Consider the following 19,179-nt stretch of genomic DNA (forward strand, 5'->3'; position numbering starts at 1 on the left):
AGTACATCCTTTGTTTTTTTGGTGGAAGGCGGGCTGAGGCCCCATGGGGGCAGTCGACAGCCCGGTCTCGCCATGGAAGGCTGGCCGGCGCCCGATGGGGACAGGCGCCGGCAAGCGCTTACGGTTAAGGGCCGACCGGAGACCAGATGGGGGGAAGGCGCCGGTCGGCGCTTACGGTGGAAGGCCAGCCGGTGTCTGGTGGGGGGTCCGAACTCCGGCGGCGCTTACAAAGAGGTAATCGCTGGGCGGGCCCGAAAGGTTACGCACCGATCGGAATTTTCTTGATTTCTTTTTTAGCCGGCGCTGGCGGGGCATAACGACGACCGCGGGCCCCGCCAGGGAACCCGCCGCCGTCGTGCGCCGTGTCAGGACCGGAAAAGGCCGCTGTAGGCGTTGAGGGCGATCTGGCCGCCGAGGTGGGCGTAGAGGACATTGCTGCCGGCCGGAATCTCCCGGCTTTTCACGAGGTCGATCAGCCCGGCGAGGGACTTTCCTTCGTAGACGGGGTCGGTGATCATGGCCTCGAGCGAGGCGCCCAGGCGGATGGCCTCCAGGGTGGACTCGACGGGAATTCCATAACGGTCCCCGGCCCAACCCTCCATGACGTTGATTTCGTCGTCGCGGAGTTCCCGGCCCAGGCCGATCAGCTCGGCGGTGTTCCGGGCGATGCGTTCAACCTGGTCGCGGGTCTTCGCCAGCGTCGCGGAAGCATCGATGCCGATCACGCGGCGCGGCTTGTCCTGGCCGGCGAAACCCGCGATCATCCCGGCGTGGGTGGAGCCGGTGACGGTGCAGACGATGATCGTGTCGAAGAAAATGCCGAGCTCGCGCTCCTGCTCTTCCACCTCGTAGGCCCAGTTGGCGAAGCCCAGCCCGCCCAGCCTGTGGTCAGACGCGCCGGCCGGGATCGCGTACGGCTTGCCACCGGCGGCCTCAACCTCTTCGATCGCGGTCTCCCAGCTGCTGCGAATGCCGATGTCGAAGCCCGCACTGTCCAGCCGGACGTCGGCGCCCATGATGCGCGAGAGCAGGATGTTGCCTACCCGGTCGGACAGTGGATCCGGCCAGTCGACCCAGTTTTCCTGAACCAGGCGGGCTTTGAGGCCAAGTTTCGCGGCCACCGCCGCGACCTGGCGGGTGTGGTTGGACTGGTAGCCGCCAATCGAGACGAGGGTGTCCGCACCCTGCGCCAAGGCATCCGGGACGAAGTATTCAAGCTTGCGCGTCTTATTCCCGCCAAACGCGAGGCCGCTGTTGACATCCTCCCGTTTCGCCCAGATTTGCGCCCCGCCCAGGTGCGCGCTGAGCCGCGGCAGCGGGTGGATGGGGCTCGGTCCAAACATCAGGGGGTAGCGCTCAAAATCGGTGATGGCCATCGTCGGTCCTTCGCTCGCGGTGGGAAACGGCTGGATGAGCAACAAATATGCAATATATTGCATTGTCGGACACCTGCCCGGGGAGGGCAAGGGCAATATACGATATGTTGCATGCCCGTTCCCTCGCTCGCCGGAGTCCACAAGCGGCCGCTGCTGCGGGACAACGTCTTTGAATCGATCCGGAACGCGATCGTCGATGGCACGTTTGAACCCGGCGAACGGCTGAAAGACACAGAACTGGAAGCCTGGCTGGGCGTGAGCCGGACACCCATCAGGGAGGCGCTGCTGCGGCTGGAACGCGCCGGACTGATCGTTGCACTGCCGGGCAAGGCGACCATCGTCGCCCCCTGCGACCAGGCGTCGACCCTGAGCACGCAGCAGGTGGTGGCAGGACTGCACGAACTGGCCGCCCGCCTGGCAGTCCCGCTCCTGTCGGCGGATGACCTCTCCGCCATGGCCGAGGCCAATGCGCGCTTCGAACAGGCCCTGCAGGCCGCGGAGGTCGAGTCGGCGCTGCAGGCCGATGACGATTTCCACGCCGTCTTTGTCACGGTCAGCGGCAACCCGGTGCTCCAGGAACTCCTGGAACAAACCACCCCCGTGCTGCGCCGGGTGGAGCGGATGCGCTTCGGTTCCTTTGCCGCCCGGGAATCGGTGGCGCAGCACGCCGAAATCATCCGGCTCGCCCGCCTTGGCGACGCCGAGGCTGCCGCCAGGGCATGCCGGGAGAACTGGCTCTCACTGCAGTTCACGTCCGCGGAGGACCCCGCTGAGACCCGGCCTTAACTGCGACGGCGGCGGGCCACCTTTGTCAGGTGACCCGCCGCCGTCGTGCGCCAGCTGGTGACGCGTCAGTTGGTGTCAGTCGGTGCTAATCGTTGATGAGGTCGTTAACCACGATTGTCTGGTCGCGGTCCGGGCCGACGCCGATCGCGGAGAACCGCGTGCCGGAGAGCTTTTCGAGGGCCAGGACGTAGTTCCGGGCGTTTTCCGGCAGGTCCTCCAGGGTGCGGGCGCCGGTGATGTCCTCGGTCCAGCCTTCGAAGTATTCGAAGATCGGCTTGGCGTGGTGGAACTCGGTCTGGGTCATGGGCATTTCGTCGTGCCGCACGCCGTCGACGTCGTAGGCCACGCAGACCGGGATCTGCTCGATGCCGGTCAGCACGTCCAGCTTGGTGACGAAGTAGTCCGTGAAGCCGTTGACCCGGGAGGCGTGCCGCGCCAGCACGGCGTCGTACCAGCCGCAGCGGCGGGGACGGCCGGTGTTGACGCCGAACTCGCCGCCGGTCTTCTGCAGGTACATGCCCATCTCATCGAACAGTTCCGTCGGGAACGGACCTGCGCCCACTCGCGTGGTGTAGGCCTTGATGATGCCGATGGAACGCGAGATCCGGGTGGGGCCGATGCCGGAGCCCACGGAGGCGCCGCCCGCGGTCGGGTTCGAGGACGTCACGAAGGGGTAGGTGCCGTGGTCAACGTCCAGGAAGGTGGCCTGGCCGCCCTCCATGAGGACCACCTTGCCCTCGTCCAGGGCGGTGTTCAGGACGTAGGTGCTGTCGATCACCAGAGGGCGGAGGCGCTCGGCGAAGGACAGGAAGTACTCCACGATCTCGTCCACCTCGATGTCGCGGCGGTTGTAGACCTTGACCAGGAGCTCGTTCTTCTGGCGCAGCGATCCTTCTACCTTCTGGCGCAGGATCGAGGCGTCAAAGACGTCCTGGACGCGGATGCCGAGGCGGGCAACCTTGTCCATGTAGGCCGGGCCAATGCCGCGGCCGGTGGTGCCGATGGCGCGGCTGCCGAGGAACCGCTCGGTGACCTTGTCCAGGACCTGGTGGTAGGGCGCCACGAGGTGCGCGTTGGCGGAGACGCGCAGCTTGGAGGTGTCCGCGCCGCGGGCCTCCAGTCCGTCGATCTCCTGGAACAGGGCTTCCAGGTTCACCACGCAGCCGTTGCCGATGATCGGAATCGCGTTCGGGCTCAGGATGCCGGCCGGAAGGAGCTTGAGCTCATACTTCTCACCGCCTACGACGACGGTGTGCCCGGCGTTGTTGCCGCCGTTGGGCTTGACGACATAGTCAACGCGGCCGCCAAGCAGGTCAGTGGCCTTACCTTTGCCTTCGTCGCCCCATTGGGCTCCGACGATCACGATTGCTGGCATGGGATCCTCCCCCATTCGTTCGGGCCGAACTGCGTCTAATGACCAGGCGGTCACGGCAGCTCAGCGCCGTTCATGAGAATGCCCCGAATCTATCGCTGTGTTCGTATCCAACGCCAGAGTTCCGGGGCTCTTACCACCCAAGTTTAGCCGAAATCGGTGGCTGGCATCGCTTTGGGTCCTTGCTTGGACGCGCCGCCTGGCCGGCGGTGAACGCCAGAGCGGCTTCCGCGAGGGAGGGCGACGCGTCCCGACACGTAGCATGCACCTCTTGCGGGACCGCGCGGTGTGGAATTGAGTGGGAGTGAGAATCCCGAACGGCTGAAAGGAAACCGCGCCATGTCCCGGACCACCGACCACATCCGTGTGACCCATGCTGGCTCGTTGCCCCGCACGCCGGAGCTGATCGCCGCGAACGAGGCCAAGGAAACTGACGGCATCACGCCCGAATTCCTGGACCTGCTCGAAACCTCGGTGGTAGACGTCGTCCAGCACCAGAAGGACCTGGGCATCGACATCCCCAATGACGGCGAGTACGGGCACACGATGTCCAGCTCCGTGGACTACGGCGCCTGGTGGAATTACTCCTTTTCAAGGCTCGGCGGCCTGGAACCGACCGACGTGGACCGCTGGGCCGACGCCAGGGTGCACCGCTCCTCTCCCGGCCACATCGTCCTGACGTCCTTCACCGACCGGCGGGACCGGCAGAAGTTCGAGGACGCCTACGACGACCCCTCCTCCGGGATCCTGGCCCACCGCAAGGCCGTCACGCAGCCGAAGATCGCCGGGCCGCTGACGTACACGGGCCAGGAGCTCGTGGCCTCGGACGTTGCCAACCTCAAGACCGGCCTGGCCGCGGCCGGGCTCGCCGAGGGGTTCATCGCCTCCCTCTCCCCCGGTTCGTGCGCCCGGGTGGCCAACGAGTACTACGGCAGCGACGAGGAACTCCTCTACGCCTGCGCCGACGCGATGCGCGAGGAATACCAGGCCATCATCGACGCGGGCCTGACGGTCCAGCTCGACGACCCCTCCCTGGCCGAGAGCTGGGACCAGATCAACCCCGAGCCGAGCCTGGCGGACTACCTGAAGTTCATCCAGCTCCGGGTCGAAGCAACCAACTGGGCGCTGCGCGGCCTTCCCCAGGAGCAGATCCGGCTGCATGTCTGCTGGGGTTCCTGGCACGGCCCGCACACCACGGACATCCCCTTCGCGGACATCGTCGACTCAGTCCTGCAGATCAATGCCGGCGGTTACTCCTTCGAGGCGGCCAACGTCCGGCACGAGCACGAATGGCGCGTTTGGGAGGATGCGAAGCTTCCCGAGGGGAAGGTCATCATCCCCGGCGTCGTCTCCCATGCCACCAACGTTGTGGAGCATCCGGACCTCGTGGCCGACCGGATCGTGCGCTTCGCCGAGCTCGTGGGACGTGAAAACGTGATTGCGTCCACCGATTGCGGGCTGGGCGGCAGGGTGCATCCCCAAATCGCGTACGCCAAGCTGGAGGCTCTCGGCGAAGGGGCACGCCGCGCCACGAAGCGGCTCTGGTAGCAGCGCGGGGGCGGCAGGGTCCCGTCCGGCGCTGCATTTCGCGGGGCTTGATAGACTGATAAGGATCGACCAGGAATCGGTCCACACCACATTTTCAAACCACACCATTGCTCCGCATGCCCGTATTCGGCGTGCCTGCATCCGGTGTGGCAGCTTTGCCAATCCCGCAGGAGACCCAGCAACATATGACAGCCCTGGCCACCGAAAATTTCCGCGAAGAGCTTCTGAGCCGCCGGTACGAACCTAACGTCGCCCCCGTCAACGAACTCCTTGACGTCCTCCAGGCAACCAAAGCTGGCACCGCTGTCCCCTACGTGGACCCCATGCACGACGTCGACGAGTGCCGGATCATCAGCCTGTACTCCAACATCGGCACGGCGGACGCGTCAGGCTTCATCACCGCCGGCGACGACGAGGCCGCCACCCGCATGCTGGGCATCCAGTGGAAGCTGGGCCTGCGCCCCGAATTCGTCATGCCGTGGAACGTCCACCCGTGGCACGTCCCCGGCGAGCCGAACGGCAAGTTCACGCCGGACCAGATTTCGGCGGGCCTGAAGCCGCTGCTGAAGTTCCTGGCCCTCGTGCCCCGCGCCTCCGTGATCGTGGCCCACGGCACCGAGGCCAACCGCCTGGCCAACCTGCTGCTCAAGACCGAAGTGCCCATGATCTGGCGCCGCGGCCTGAAGACCTACAAGGTCCGCTCGCTCAGCGGCCGGGCGTTCGCCGGCACCCCGGCCCGGCAGGAAGAGTACCTGGAGGAGATGCACACCGCGTACGCCGATGCCATGGCCCGCACGGGCCTGGCCAAAGCCAGCTAGTCCCCACCCGCACCCTAGCCTCGCAAGCTCGGCCAGGGGACCCTGCGGGCGTGGGCCCACCCACCCATTACGAACGACGGCGGGCTTCCACCTCAGGGTGGGAGCCCGCCGTCGTCGCTTAAACCCCAACGCGGGGTCACTTACGGCCCATCCACCGGGGTGGAATGGGCCGTAAGTGACCCCGCGTTGGGGTTGATTGCCCGCCTCAGCCTTCGGCTTCGATGGCCGCCTTCGCGCCGGGATCGGAATCCTTCAGGAACTTTTCAATCCGCTCCGGCTCCTCGGCCTCGCCGATCGCCGCGGACGCACGGCCAAGCGAGTAGAGGGAGCGCAGGAAGCCGCGGTTGGGTTCGTGCTCCCACGGGATCGGCCCGACCCCGCGCCAGCCGTTGCGGCGCAGCGAATCCAGGCCGCGGTGGTAGCCGACCCGCGAGTACGCATAGGAATCGATGGTGCGGCCCTCGTTCCAGGCCTCCTCGGCGAGGATGGCCCACAGGAGCGAGGAGGTGGGGTGCTTCGCCACGAGGTCCACGGCTTCCTGGCCTAGCGCGAGATGCTGGTAGATCTCGCTCTCGGCAGGCAGGAGCGTGGGTTCGGGACCCATCAGGTTTTTGCGGAACTCGTCGGACATGGCTAGAAGGTCTTGCCGGTGGAGCCCAGCTGCTGGGCGGCCTCGACCACGCGGGCGGCCAGGCCGGCCTCGGCCGAAGCGCCCCAGACGCGGGGATCGTAGAGCTTCTTGTTGCCGACCTCGCCGTCGACCTTCAGCACGCCGTCGTAGTTGCGGAACATGTGGTCCACCACCGGGCGGGTGTAGGCGTACTGGGTGTCGGTGTCGATGTTCATCTTGATGACGCCGTAGGAGACGGCGTCCGCGATTTCCTTGTCCGAGGAGCCGGAGCCGCCGTGGAACACGAGGTCGAACGGGTTGGCCTTGCCGATCTTGGCGCCGACCTGCTCCTGGATGTCCTTGAGGATCTCCGGGCGGAGCTTGACGCCGCCGGGCTTGTAGACGCCGTGCACGTTGCCGAAGGTCAGCGCCGTGATGTAGCGGCCGTTTTCGCCGGAACCGAGCGCGTCGATGGTGGCCAGGGCGTCCTCGACAGTGGTGTAGAGCTTGTCGTTGATGGCGTTCTCGACGCCGTCTTCCTCGCCGCCCACGGTGCCGATCTCGACTTCGAGGATCATCTTGGCGGCCGCGGTGCGCTCGAGCAGTTCACGGGCGATCCGCAGGTTTTCCTGCAGGGTCTCGGCGGAACCGTCCCACATGTGCGAGTTGAAGAGGGGGTTGCGGCCGGCCTTGACCTCGGCCTCGGAGGCGGCGAGCAGCGGGAGCACGAAGCCGTCCAGCTTGTCCTTGGGGCAGTGGTCCGTGTGCAGGGCGATGTTCACGCCGTAGTTCTTCGCAACCTCGCGGGCGAACGCGGCAAAGCCGAGGGAACCGGCAACCATGTCCTTGGTGGCGGCGCCGGACCAGTAGGCCGCACCGCCGGTGGAGACCTGGACGATGCCGTCGGACTCGGCCTCGGCGAAGCCGCGGAGGGCGGCGTTCAGGGTCTGGGAGGACGTGACGTTGACCGCCGGGAAGGCGAAGCCGCCCGTCTTTGCGCGGTCGATCATCTCGGAGTAGATCTCTGGGGTTGCAATGGGCATGCTGACTCCTAATGTGAATTTCGTCTACGGGCTGGTGATCCTGGAGGGAACCTCGTCGGCTAGGAACCATCCTAGCCATTCCTGCGCCGGGGCCGTGTCTCCGGTCACGTGGGCCCTGTAACACTCGCGGGCTGCCCTGTCCGGGGCCCTTGGTTCCGTCGAGTTGGCATTTCACGGCAGTGTCGCGCGAAATCATTGCCGTGAAATGTCACCTCGCGCGCCAGCCCCGACTCTCGAGGGCGGCACGAACCTTGCGCACGACGGCGGGATGGTCGCCAACAAGGTCGTCCTTGGACACCCGCACCTCAACCCAGCCATACTCGCGTGTCAATGATTCGCGGCGAATGTCCCTCAGATACTGCTCAGAGCCGGCGTGGCCGGCTCCGTCGTACTGGATCGAGACACGCCACTGAACGTACGCCGCATCCGGCCACAGCACCGGGGCTCCGTGCACTCCCCACAGCACATGGTTCAGTTCCGGTTCGGGCAGTCCGGCACGGACCAACGCCAGGCGCATCGTGGTTTCGGGCTGGGAGTCGGCGCCGACCCTGATGAGCTCCAGGGCCGCTCGCGCCGCACGGATTCCCCTTGCCCCGGGGTGGTCCGCAACTATGGCGCGCAACTCCGCCACAGTGCACAGTGGTTCGCGCAGCGCCGGGAACTCAGGACCGTGGAAGCACACCAGGGAGTCGCCCGCCACGACCAGTTCATCGACGCCGGCCATGGACGCCAGATCGAGCCAGGTCCGGGCAGGCGAGGTGAGCCTGACGCCGTCGTACTCCACGAGCTCGCCGGGAAGGAGCGTCATCAGGTGTCCCACGACATTGACCCGGCGGGGCATGCTGAGTCCAGAACGACGGCCAAGGTGGACACGCCAGTCATCCTCCAGCCGCCAGCTGAGCGCGGCGCCCCAGACCCGGGCGGCGGAAACGTGGGTCAGTGCCGAAGAGTCGTCCAGTTCCGTGTACGCCTGCAACGCCGCGGCACCCTTGGCGCCGGAGTCCAAAGGAACACGGATGCCCCGGGAAACGGTGGCAAGGTCCTTGGCCTCCGTGCGCGTCCTGCTGACGCCAGATTTGTCGGACATGCGCAGTGAGAACGAACCGGCCGTCAGGTGTTCGGGGAGCTGAGCCCTGTGCATGCCCAGATTCTGCCCGATGGGAGTCCGCCGCGGACGGTTATCCACAGGCTGGCCTCCGGTCGCGGCACCGAGATTGCACTTCGCGGCGATGCCGAGCGCCGACACCGCCGCGAAGTGCCATTTCGGCGGGAGTTAGACGTGCTGGCCGAACACGTGGCGGCGGATCCAGGCGTGCATCGCGATCGCGGCGGCGGAGGCTGCGTTGATGGAGCGGGTGGAGCCGAACTGCTCGATCGACAGGGTGTCCAGCGCCGCTTCGTGGACTTCTGGGGTCAGGCCCGGGCCTTCCTGGCCGAAGACCAGGACGCAGTCCCTGGGCAGTTCGTAGGTCTCCAGCGGTACGGAGTCCGGGAAGATGTCGATCCCGATGATCGCCAGCCCCTCCCCCTGCGCCCAGGCCACGAAGTCCTCAACGGTGGGGTGGTGGCGGACGTGCTGGTAGCGGTCGGTGACCATGGCTCCGCGGCGGTTCCACCGGCGTCGTCCGATGATGTGGACTTCCTTGGCGAGGAACGCGTTGGCGGTCCGGACCACGGTGCCGATGTTGAGGTCGTGCTGCCAGTTCTCGATCGCTATGTGGAAGTTGTGCCGCTTGGAGTCCAGGTCGGCCACGATTGCCTCGTGCTTCCAGTAGCGGTATTTGTCCACCACGTTGCGCCGGTCGCCGTCCGCCAGCAGGTCCGGGTCCCAGTGCTCGCCCTGGGGTACTTCGCCTTCCCAGGGTCCGACGCCGACCTCCGCCTTCGGTTCCGGCCCTTCCTCTGCGGCGGGAAGGGAAGGGACGGGGATCTCGGGTTCAGTCACGCCTCAACATTAGACTGGGTGACAGGAAGCGGCACACTTAGGCGGAGGACAGCATGGCAGATCAGCGCGAAGAGCAGGGTACCGATTCAGACGAAGGCCGTTCATACGCCTCGATGTACCGCAGCGGCCAGGAAATCGAGTGCTGGCTCACGGACATGGACGGCGTTTTGGTCCACGAGAACCAGCCCATCCCGGGCGCATCGGAGCTGATCCAGCGCTGGGTGGACACCTCCAAGCGGTTCCTCGTGCTGACCAACAACTCGATTTTCACGCCCCGGGACCTCGCGGCCCGGCTGAGTTCCTCCGGCCTGGAAATCCCGGAGGAGAACATCTGGACCTCGGCCCTGGCCACGGCCCAGTTCCTCAAGGACCAGGTCCGCGGCTCGGAATCGGGGAACCGCGCCTACACGATCGGCGAAGCAGGACTCACGACGGCGCTCCACGAGGCCGGCTTCATCCTCACCGACCAGAACCCCGACTTCGTGGTGCTCGGCGAGACCCGCACCTATTCGTTTGAAGCCATCACCATGGCCATCCGCCTTATCCTCGCCGGCGCGCGTTTCATCGCCACCAACCCGGACGCCACCGGGCCCTCGAAGGACGGCCCCATGCCTGCCACCGGGGCCATCGCGGCCCTCATCACCAAGGCCACGGGCCGGGAACCGTACATTGTGGGCAAGCCCAACCCGATGATGTTCCGGTCGGCGATGAACCAGATCGACGCGCACTCGGAAACCACGGCCATGATCGGCGACCGCATGGACACGGATATCATTGCCGGCATGGAGGCGGGCCTGCACACGGTGCTGGTGCTCAGCGGCATCACCCACCGGGACGATATCGCCGCGTACCCGTTCCGGCCGAACCAGATCCTGAATTCCGTGGCGGACCTCAAGAACCAGATCTGAGCAACACGCCCGGAACGCAATACCTCAGAACGCGGTCTTCTTCCCGCCGCCGCCCGGCAGCGGGAAGAGGCCGTCCTGGAGTTTTTCGATGATGGGCCGGTAGATGAACGGGCTCCAGCCCGGGCTCGCATGCTCCGGCCTCGCCCCGTCGGTGCGCAGGTCATCCGAGGCCATGTTGGCTTTGAAGGACAGTGACCAGGTGTCCCGGGCGGTCTCGTAATCCACCGTCTTGTCCCGGGGGTTGCCGATGAACGCCATCTTCGTTTCGCCCAGCTTCCCGATGAAACGGCTGGCCTCAAAGTGGTAGATGTAGGCGGATTCGGACTGGATCAGCACGCTGGATGGCGCGATCGGGGACAGCTGCTCCAGGGTCTGGTCCACCACCTGGCCCCAACTGCGCTCATTCTTGTGCAGCATCCGCTCGCCGAGCTCGTAGCCGCCGCGCAGCACTGTGGGGAACCGGAACCCGCTTTCGTAGAGCAGCACCACGCCCTCGAACCAGCTCTGGTCCAGCACGTCGTGGCGGCTCGACGGGCTGGAGTCGAGGAGGATGAACGCCACTTCGACGCCGTGCAGTTCGCGCAGCCGGGCCGCCACCTGGGTTGCCACCATGCCGCCGAAGCTATGGCCGTAGAAGTAGAGGGTGGTGAGATTGTGGGCCCGGACGTGCTCGATCACGGCGATGACCACCTCGTCGATGTCCAGGCCTTCGTTGGAATACCCGACGGCGGCGAGCTGGCCCCTCTTGTTCAGGGAGCCGCGCAGGGCGTTCAGGATCCACAGGGCTTCTTCCCAGCTCGTTTTGTAGCCGGGGAACAGGATCCAGCTGGCGTGGGGGTAATACCGTTCGGCAACGTCATCAGGTACCTCGAGGATCCGGCTGGCACGCCGCTCGGCCTGCACGCGCTGCGTGAACAGCATGTCCGCCGCCAGCAGCGACGCGGACCCGGCGCCGATCAGGAACGATCGCCGGGAAACCCGCTTAAGCTCGACGGCGCGGCGGAGCATGCGGGCCTCGGACGCACCGGGGCCTCGCGGATGGTTCGGATCCATCTCGGCCGGCACATCTCTACCGTATCCACGGTTCGGCGGGGATGAGAAACCGGACCATACAGCGGTCCTGCAGGTCAGACTGGAAGCCCCGCTGGAGCCCCGCTGGAGCGCGGTTGGAGCGCGGTTGGCGCCGTTGCCGGCTACGCGGGTTCGGGCTCGCGGCCAACCTCGCGGCGGCTGATTTCCATGCCGATCTCGTCATAGGTCGCCAGGAGTTCCGAGCGGGCCATGTCAGCGGGATCATCGAGGAGGCCGAACACCGAGTCGCTCGCGGCGAAGAGTTCGTCGTCGGAGAAACGGGTGAGCTTCCGGGTGCCTGAGGGATCGATCGAGGCCATGAATTCCCCGGCCATGTCCAGTGTGGGCAATCCGGCGGAATCGTCGCGGTGCGCGGTCAGTTCCAGGGAGACGCCGCCCGGGGCCGGCATGCCGGCGACCTCCGAGCCGGGGGTCCCGCCGTCGATCGCGTTGAGGTCGTTGCGCAGGCCGGCCAGCGCCGATGATTCCACGAATGCGGCCAGGCCGAGATCGACGCGGATGTGCGAGATGATCCCCATGCGGCGAACGCGCTGGATAATTTGCATCAGGGCGGGGCGGGAGGCTTGCGTGAGGCTCCCCCGGACACTAATCCGGACGACGTCGGAGACGACATCGAGTTTGACGTGGGCTTGCAGTGTTTGGTCCATAGGTACTCCAAATAAGGATGTCTATGGCCGACGGCTCAACCGCATTCAGCGTATCCGCGCTTGTGGTCGCACACAAGTCATAGGCCGCTGCCGGTTCAGCCAGCCTGTCGCCGGTTCGGCTCTTCGTAGTGCGTCCGGGTAGCCGTTCCGCCGACGGATTGCACCAGTGAGGCGGCGATGTCGCGGAGTTTGACGTTGCCGTTGCTGGAGGCATCGGTGAGGATGCGGACCGCGGTTTCCTGGTCGCAACGGTTCTGCGCCATGACGATCCCGATCGCCATGTCGATCACGGTCCGGGATTCGAGCGTGGCGCGCAGGTTCGTGGCACTGTCCGTGTGCAGCGAGAACCTCACTGCCAGCCGCAGCGCCTGGGAGATTTCACGGGTGTAGCCGCGGGCCCGGACCGCGACGTCGCCGTCAAATTTGTGCGGGACATCGGAGTACAGGTTCAGCGCCGCCTGGGCCTCGCCCTGGAGGTGGAACGGCACCGACAACACCGAGCGCAGGCCATGCGAGGCGACGGCGGAGGCGTAGTCAGGGCCCCAGCGGTCCTCGTCGAAGAGGTCCGGGACGTAGACTTCCCGTTCTTCCTTGGCGGCGGTCAGGCAGGGGCCCTGGGACAGGGAGTACTGGATCTCGTCCACTTCGCGGGCGGAGTCGCTGCTCCACCCGATCGTGGCAGCCTTACGGTCCCGGAGCAGGGTAATTCCGCACAGCGCGTCGTCGCCGGAGCCGGCCACCTGGTGCGCGGAAAAACGCGCGAGTTCGTTCAGGAACTCTTCGAAGTCCGCGCTGTCCAGGATCAGGTTCTGGATCTGGTCGACCGTGCCCACCGAGATGTCGGCGCCCTGCCCTTCAGGGCCGCGATTCACACCGCTGTTCAGGGACTTTTCGGACGGGAGCATGGCGCGTGTTCTCCAGATAAAAGGATGGACGGGTATGGGACAAATGATAGGTCACGGCCCATACCCCGTCCACCTTTGGCGTCGGGCGCCGAAACCCTAGCTAAGGCCCAGTTCGTCCTTGCCGAAGGCGAAGAGATACGGAACACCGGCTTCGGCCTCGATCTTTTCCTTGGCCCCGGTGTCGCGGTCCACGATCACGGCGACGGCCACCACGTTGCCGCCGGCCTTGCGGACGCCTTCGACGGCGGTCAGCGCGGATCCGCCGGTGGTTGACGTGTCCTCCAGGACCAGGACCTTGCGGCCCTTGACCGAGGGGCCTTCCACCTGGCGGCCCATGCCGTAGGACTTCTGCGCCTTGCGGACCACGAAAGCGTCCACCGGGCGGCCGGCGTCGACGGCGGCATGCATGACGGCGGTGCCGACCGGGTCCGCCCCCATGGTGAGTCCCCCGGCGCACTCGAAATCGATCCCGGCGTCCTCCATCAGGGAGAGCATGACCTGTCCGACGAGTTTGGACGCCTCGTGGTGCAGGGTGATGCGGCGCAGGTCGATGTAGTAGTCGGCCTCGGCCCCGCTGGAGAGGATGACCTTGCCGCGGACTACGGCCAGTTCCTTGATCAGTTCCAGGAGTCGGGCACGGGCAGCGGCAGCGTCGGCTGCGAAGTCACGGGTGGCAGTCATGGCTCCCAGTTTAGTGGCTGGTCCGCCGCGGATTCCCAGCCGGAACCGTGTATGTCGGTCCCGGGACCTTTTGCTCTGGGCGGCGCCGGCAGACGGGAGTCCGATGGAACCATGACGGCAGGAACCGAACCCTCCATCCGCTGGCCTGCGATCAACAAAGACATCGGCAGGTTCCGGGTGCGGCCGAACCTGGTGGACTATGACGCGACGTGCGCGGCCTTCACCTGGGATGAGGGCCGGCGGGCCCTGTCCGGACTCCCCGGAGGCCGTGGACTGAACATCGCCTACGAGGCGGTGGACCGGCACGCGGCCGGCAGCGGCGCCGGCCGCGAGGCGTTGCGGTTTGTCCGGGCCGATGGCAGCACCCATTCCCTGGGCTACGCCGAACTCGCCGAACAGACCAACCGCTTCGCCGGGGTCCTGCGCAGTCTCGGCGTCGGCCGCGGGGAACGCGTCTTCTCCCTCACCGGCCGCGGCCCCGCCCTGTACGTCGCAGTGCTCGGCACGTTCAAGAACGGGAGCGTGTTCTGCCCGCTGTTCTCCGCGTTCGGTCCCGAGCCCGTGCGGCAGCGCCTCATCCTGGGCTCCGGCCGGGCGCTGGTCACCACGCGGGCCCTCTACCGCAAGAAGATCGTCCAGCTGCGCGGGCAGCTCCCGGAGTTGCGCCACGTCCTGCTCATCGACGCCGACGGCGATCCCGAGCCCGGAACTCTGGACCTGGCCGCCCTCATGCGCCAAGCCCCGCCAGACGGGGAGATCGCGGCCACCCAGCCGGAGGACATGGCCCTGCTGCACTTCACGTCCGGCACTACCGGCACTCCGAAGGGCGCGATACACGTGCACGACGCCGTGACCGCCCACCACGCGACCGGCACCTTCGCCCTGGACCTGCACCCCGGAGACGTCTACTGGTGCACGGCCGACCCGGGCTGGGTCACGGGCACCTCGTACGGCGTGATCGCACCCTTGAGCCACGGCGTGACGGCCATCGTGGACGAGGAGGAAATGGACGCCGACCGGTGGTATCGGATCCTCGACGAACAGAGGGTCACCGTCTGGTACACGGCACCGACGGCCTTGCGCATGCTCATGAAGGCCGGGGCCGACCGCGCCGCGGGCCACGACCTGTCCGCCCTTCGCTTCGTCGCCAGCGTCGGCGAACCGCTCAACCCGGAGGTGGTGGTGTGGGGGCAAGAGGCTTTCGGCCAGCCGGTGCACGACAACTGGTGGCAGACCGAAACCGGCGGCATCATGATTTCGAACTACGCCGCCACCGAGATCCGGCCCGGTTCCATGGGCCGGCCGCTCCCCGGCGTCGAGGCGGCCCTCGTGGCCCGGGAGGCGGACGGCACGCCGGTCATCCGCGACGGCGAAGCGGTGCTGGTCACGGCGCCGGACACGATGGGCGAACTGGCCCTCCGGCCCGGCTGGCCCTCCATGTTCCGCGGCTATCTGCACGAGGAGGAGCGCTACCGCCGCTGCTTCGCGGGCGGCTGGTACCTGACCGGGGACCTCGCCAAACGCGACGCCGACGGCTATTACTGGTTTGTCGGCCGGGGCGACGACGTCATCAAGTCTTCGGGGCACCTGATCGGGCCGTTCGAAGTGGAGAGTTCCCTCATGGAGCACCCGGCCGTGGCCGAGGCCGGCGTGATCGGGGTTCCGGACCCGGTGGCCGGCGAGGTGGTCAAGGCCTTCGTCGAGCTCCGCACCGGTTGGGAACCGTCCGGGGAACTGGCGCTGGAGATCATCGGCTTCGCCCGCAAGCGGCTGGGCCCCGCCGTCGCGCCGCGGCTGCTCGACTTCACGACCGCGCTGCCCAAGACCCGCAGCGGAAAGATCCTCCGGCGCCTGCTCAAGGCCCGCGAGCTCGGCCTGCCCGAGGGTGACACCTCCACCATCGAGACGCCCCCGGCCCCACCAAACCCAAGCCCGCCCCACATAGAACAGGCCAGCCCAGGGCAGGCCAGCCCAGAACACGCCAGCACCGGGCAGGCCAGCACAGAACAGGCGCCGAAATGACCGGCCCTGCAGGCGCGCGCGGAGGCACTGTGGACGCGGCCCACGGCCGGCACCTGCTGCTGCAGATGGTGCGCGTGCGCCAGCTCGAAGAGAAATGCGTCGAGCTGTACAGTGCGGCCAAGATCCGCGGCTTCCTGCACGTCTACATTGGCGAGGAGGCCGTCGCCGCCGGCGTCCTCGCGTCGTTGGGACCGGAGGACGCCGTGGTCGCGACGTACCGGGAGCATGGGCACGCGCTGTTGCGGGGCGTATCGGCCGGGGCGATCCTCGCCGAAATGTACGGCTACGTTGAAGGGTGCTGCCGCGGCCGGGGCGGGTCGATGCACCTGTTCGATGCCGCCACCCGCTTCTTCGGCGGCAACGCGATCGTCGCCGGGGGCCTGCCGCTCGCCGTCGGCCTGGCACTGGCCGACAAGATGGCGGGGCGCTCCAATGTCACGGTGTGCTTTTTCGGCGAAGGAGCGGTGGCCGAAGGCGCATTCCACGAGAGCATGAATCTGGCGGCCCTGTGGCAGCTGCCCGTGCTGTTCTGCTGCGAGAACAACCTCTATGCCATGGGTACCGCGCTGGCCCGTTCCGAATCGCAGACGGACATCGCCCTCAAGGCTGCCGGGTACGAGATCGCCGCGTGGGCCGTGGACGGCATGGACGTCCTGGCCGTCGAGGAGGGTGCACGCCGCGCGGTGGACGCCGTCCGCTCCGGCGGCGGACCGCACTTCCTGGAGCTGCGGACCTACCGTTTCCGGGCCCACTCGATGTTCGATCCCGAACGCTACCGGACGAAGGACGAGGTGGCGCGGTGGATGGAACGGGACCCGATCACGCTGCTGCGGACCGCGCTGGAGTCCGCGGGCCACCTCTCACCCGCCGAGTGGGAGCAGCTGCAGGCGGACGCGCAGGCGGAGATCGCGGCCGCCGTCGAGTTCGCCGAGGCCGGAACCCCGGAACCGGTGGAGGAACTGACCCGCTTTGTCTACAGCGAGCGCGGGGCCGGAGACGGCGCGGACGAAGCCACTGGCGCGGACGCAGCCGGGCAGCCTGCGGGGAAGGCAGCCGGGGCGCCATGAAATCCAGCTACCGTGAAGCGCTCCGGGCGGGCATCCGCGACGCTTTGATCCGCGACGAACGCGTGTTCCTGATGGGCGAGGATGTGGGCGCCTACGGCGGCTCGTTCGCGGTCAGCCTGGGGCTGCTGGAGGAGTTCGGCCCGGGCCGGATCCGCGATACCCCGCTGTCGGAATCGGGATTTGTCGGCGCCGGGATCGGGGCCGCGCTTGGCGGCATGCGCCCGATCGTGGAAATCATGACCGTCAATTTCAGCCTTCTGGCCCTGGACCAGATAGTGAACAACGCCGCCACCTTGCTCCACATGTCCGGCGGGCAGTTCCACGTGCCGCTGGTGATCCGGATGACCACGGGGGCGGGCCGCCAGCTCGGCGCCCAGCACTCGCACAGCCTCGAGGGCTGGTACGCGCATATCCCGGGCCTGCGGATCCTCGCCCCGGCTACCCTCGAAGACGCCCGCGGCATGCTGTGGACGGCCCTCCAGGACCCGGATCCCGTGCTGATATTCGAGCACGGCTCGCTGTACAACGTCCCCGGTGAACTGGCCAACGACGCCGGCCCGGTGGACATCGTCACGGCCGCCATCCGGCGCCCCGGCGACGACATCTCGCTGATCACCTACGGCGGGACCCTTCCCGTCGTGCTCGACGCCGCAGATCAGCTCGCGGCGGAGGGGATCGACGCCGAGGTACTGGACCTGCGCACGCTCCGGCCGCTCGATGACGCCGCCATCCTGGCTTCCGTCGCCCGGACGCACCGGGCCGTCGTGGTCGATGAAGGCTGGCGCAGCGGCAGCCTGTCGGCCGAGGTAAGCGCCCGGATCACCGAGCAGGCGTTTTTCGACCTCGATGCGCCGGTGGGCCGAGTCTGCAGCGCCGAGGTGCCAATCCCCTATGCCAAGCACCTCGAGCTGGCTGCGCTGCCTTCCGCGGCAAGGGTCGTGGCCGCGGCCAAGACGGCGGTGGCCGCCGGTGGGTGACTTCCTCATGCCCTCGCTCGGGGCGGACATGCAGCACGGCAAGCTGGTCGAGTGGCTCGTCAAGCCCGGCGATTACGTGCGCCGCGGCGACCTCGTGGCGGTCGTGGACACGGACAAGACCGTCATGGACGTGGAGTCCTTCCAGGAGGGCGTCGTGGCAGACCTTCTGGTGGGCATCGGTGAAACCGTTCCGGTGGGAACCCCGCTGGCCCGGATCACCCAGACCCCTGCGGAGGTCGGGTCTCCGGCGCACGAGGCGCCCACACCGCGGGCGCCCACGACGGCCCACACGGTCAAACCGCAACATCCGGACGCGCCCGGCCCGGCCCTGGGCCCCCCGATCGCGCCACCGGTGCGGCATTTGGCACACCGGCTGGGCGTGGACACCGGAAAGATCCAAGGCACCGGCAAAGACGGCGCCATCACCCGCGCGGACGTGGAACACGCAATGGCGGCCCGGGCCGGCGGCACAAGCAGGGTGCGTTCCTCACCGCGGGCCCGGCGGCTCGCGGCGGAACTCGGGATCGGGCTTTCGACCGTGACCGGCACCGGTCCGGACGGTGCCGTGACAGTGGCCGACGTGCAGGGCGCTGCCGCCAAAGTTCCAACGCCGGGCCCCCCGGAGCCGGGTCCCCCGGAGCCCGGTCCGGTCGCATCCGCGCCGGAATCGCCGGCCAAGGGGAGGGCGCCGTCAGAGGAGGCCCGCGAGCGCGTGGCCAGCCTGCGCCGCGCCATCGGCGCCCTGATGACGCGCTCGAAGCAGACCATCCCGCACTACTACCTCAGCACCACGCTGGACCTGCGGGCCGCCGTCGCATGGATGCAGACCGTCAACGCGCACCGGCCCGTGGCCGCCCGGCTGGTCCCATCGGCGCTCCTGCTCAAGGCCGCGGCGCTCGCGGCAAGGGATGTGCCAGAGGTCAACGGCTTCTATGACGACGGCGGGTTCCGGCCCAGCGCGGCGGTGCACCTGGGCGTCGCGGTGGCCCTGCGCCGGGGCGGCCTGGTGGCCCCCGCGATCCACGACGCCGAGACCCTGCCCCTGGACGTACTGATGGAGCAGCTGCGGGATCTCGTCAGCCGGGCCCGAGCCGGGCGACTGCAGCGCGCCGAGATGGCCGACCCGACCCTGACCGTGACCAACCTCGGAGATCTCGGCGTGGACAGTGTCTACGGCGTAATCTACCCGCCCCAGGTGGCCATGGTGGGGCTCGGCCGCGTGATGGAACAGCCTTGGGCCGAGAACGGGCTGCTCGGGGTCCGGTACGCTGCCATCGCCACGCTCTCGGCAGACCACCGGGTCAGCGACGGACTGCGCGGCGCCCGCTACCTCGCCCGGATCAACGAGCTGTTACAGGAACCTGAGCACTTATGAGACCGGA

18 protein-coding genes are annotated in these 19,179 nt (G+C 67.5%); 8 read left to right on the forward strand and 10 right to left on the reverse strand.

Annotation, left to right across the window (positions count from 1 at the left end):
• Nucleotides 1–365 precede the first annotated feature (365 nt).
• Nucleotides 366–1,376, reverse strand: a complete 1,011-nt coding sequence (locus C566_RS0120000; protein ID WP_018776131.1) for a 1-aminocyclopropane-1-carboxylate deaminase — start codon at nt 1,374–1,376, stop codon at nt 366–368.
• 111 nt (nt 1,377–1,487) lie between these two features.
• Here C566_RS0120000 and C566_RS0120005 point away from each other — a divergent pair, with 111 nt between their 5' ends.
• The gene (locus tag C566_RS0120005) at nt 1,488–2,162 is read left to right on the forward strand and encodes a GntR family transcriptional regulator (protein WP_018776132.1); all 675 of its coding nucleotides are present in this window, start codon (nt 1,488–1,490) and stop codon (nt 2,160–2,162) included.
• A gap of 85 nt (nt 2,163–2,247) precedes the next feature.
• Here the strand turns inward: C566_RS0120005 and C566_RS0120010 are convergent, their stop codons facing one another.
• Nucleotides 2,248–3,537, reverse strand: a complete 1,290-nt coding sequence (locus C566_RS0120010) for an adenylosuccinate synthase (protein WP_018776133.1) — start codon at nt 3,535–3,537, stop codon at nt 2,248–2,250.
• 336 nt (nt 3,538–3,873) lie between these two features.
• On the opposite strand from C566_RS0120010, the gene C566_RS0120015 reads away from it, so the two are divergent.
• Both C566_RS0120015 and C566_RS0120020 read left to right on the forward strand, forming a co-directional pair.
• The gene (locus tag C566_RS0120015; protein ID WP_018776134.1) at nt 3,874–5,082 is read left to right on the forward strand and encodes a cobalamin-independent methionine synthase II family protein; all 1,209 of its coding nucleotides are present in this window, start codon (nt 3,874–3,876) and stop codon (nt 5,080–5,082) included.
• A 185-nt stretch (nt 5,083–5,267) separates the two neighbouring features.
• A complete protein-coding gene (locus C566_RS0120020; protein ID WP_018776135.1) occupies nt 5,268–5,900 on the forward strand; it encodes a uracil-DNA glycosylase in 633 nt (210 codons plus the stop codon).
• 205 nt (nt 5,901–6,105) lie between these two features.
• Here C566_RS0120020 and C566_RS0120025 read toward each other — a convergent pair whose 3' ends face one another.
• The 4 genes from C566_RS0120025 to C566_RS0120040 form a co-directional block, all read right to left on the reverse strand.
• A complete protein-coding gene (locus C566_RS0120025; protein ID WP_018776136.1) occupies nt 6,106–6,531 on the reverse strand; it encodes a DUF3151 domain-containing protein in 426 nt (141 codons plus the stop codon).
• A 2-nt stretch (nt 6,532–6,533) separates the two neighbouring features.
• A complete protein-coding gene (gene fbaA, locus C566_RS0120030; RefSeq protein WP_018776137.1) occupies nt 6,534–7,553 on the reverse strand; it encodes a class II fructose-bisphosphate aldolase in 1,020 nt (339 codons plus the stop codon).
• A gap of 208 nt (nt 7,554–7,761) precedes the next feature.
• A complete protein-coding gene (locus tag C566_RS0120035) occupies nt 7,762–8,694 on the reverse strand; it encodes a hypothetical protein (protein ID WP_018776138.1) in 933 nt (310 codons plus the stop codon).
• A gap of 132 nt (nt 8,695–8,826) precedes the next feature.
• A complete protein-coding gene (locus C566_RS0120040; protein ID WP_018776139.1) occupies nt 8,827–9,498 on the reverse strand; it encodes a TrmH family RNA methyltransferase in 672 nt (223 codons plus the stop codon).
• 53 nt (nt 9,499–9,551) lie between these two features.
• Between C566_RS0120040 and C566_RS0120045 the strand changes: the two genes are divergently transcribed.
• Complete coding sequence (locus C566_RS0120045) at nt 9,552–10,406, forward strand: HAD-IIA family hydrolase (protein ID WP_018776140.1); 855 nt, start codon at nt 9,552–9,554, stop codon at nt 10,404–10,406.
• A gap of 24 nt (nt 10,407–10,430) precedes the next feature.
• On the opposite strand, the gene C566_RS0120050 is transcribed toward C566_RS0120045, so the two are convergent.
• The 4 genes from C566_RS0120050 to pyrE all read right to left on the reverse strand — a co-directional run bounded on the left by C566_RS0120050 (nt 10,431) and on the right by pyrE (nt 13,731).
• Nucleotides 10,431–11,459, reverse strand: coding sequence for a thioesterase domain-containing protein (locus tag C566_RS0120050; protein WP_026266891.1), 1,029 nt, complete (start codon nt 11,457–11,459; stop codon nt 10,431–10,433).
• Between the two features lie 140 nt (nt 11,460–11,599).
• On the reverse strand, nt 11,600–12,145 hold the full coding sequence (locus C566_RS0120055) for a hypothetical protein (protein WP_018776142.1): 546 nt from the start codon (nt 12,143–12,145) through the stop codon (nt 11,600–11,602).
• 95 nt (nt 12,146–12,240) lie between these two features.
• Nucleotides 12,241–13,050 carry a GAF and ANTAR domain-containing protein gene (locus C566_RS0120060; RefSeq protein WP_018776143.1) on the reverse strand — a complete coding sequence of 270 codons (810 nt, stop codon included), beginning with the start codon at nt 13,048–13,050 and terminating at the stop codon, nt 12,241–12,243.
• Between the two features lie 96 nt (nt 13,051–13,146).
• Nucleotides 13,147–13,731 carry an orotate phosphoribosyltransferase gene (pyrE, locus tag C566_RS0120065; RefSeq protein WP_018776144.1) on the reverse strand — a complete coding sequence of 195 codons (585 nt, stop codon included), beginning with the start codon at nt 13,729–13,731 and terminating at the stop codon, nt 13,147–13,149.
• 111 nt (nt 13,732–13,842) lie between these two features.
• Between pyrE and acsA the strand changes: the two genes are divergently transcribed.
• From acsA to C566_RS0120085, 4 genes are read left to right on the forward strand one after another with little or no spacing between them, the layout of a single operon-like run.
• A complete protein-coding gene (gene acsA, locus C566_RS21885; protein ID WP_018776145.1) occupies nt 13,843–15,753 on the forward strand; it encodes an acetate--CoA ligase in 1,911 nt (636 codons plus the stop codon).
• Entirely contained in the window at nt 15,750–16,820 is a 1,071-nt protein-coding gene (gene pdhA / locus C566_RS21890) for a pyruvate dehydrogenase (acetyl-transferring) E1 component subunit alpha (protein ID WP_018776146.1), read from the forward strand. Before acsA ends, pdhA begins: the two co-directional genes overlap by 4 nt.
• Nucleotides 16,817–17,797: an alpha-ketoacid dehydrogenase subunit beta gene (locus tag C566_RS0120080; RefSeq protein WP_018776147.1), complete on the forward strand. Its 981-nt coding sequence runs from the start codon at nt 16,817–16,819 to the stop codon at nt 17,795–17,797. The genes pdhA and C566_RS0120080 overlap by 4 nt, the downstream gene beginning before the upstream one ends.
• Entirely contained in the window at nt 17,790–19,172 is a 1,383-nt protein-coding gene (locus C566_RS0120085) for a dihydrolipoamide acetyltransferase family protein (RefSeq protein WP_018776148.1), read from the forward strand. The genes C566_RS0120080 and C566_RS0120085 overlap by 8 nt, the downstream gene beginning before the upstream one ends.
• Nucleotides 19,173–19,179: the final 7 nt, after the last annotated feature.

It is taken from the genome of Arthrobacter sp. 131MFCol6.1 (assembly GCF_000374925.1).
Lineage (GTDB): Bacteria > Actinomycetota > Actinomycetes > Actinomycetales > Micrococcaceae > Arthrobacter.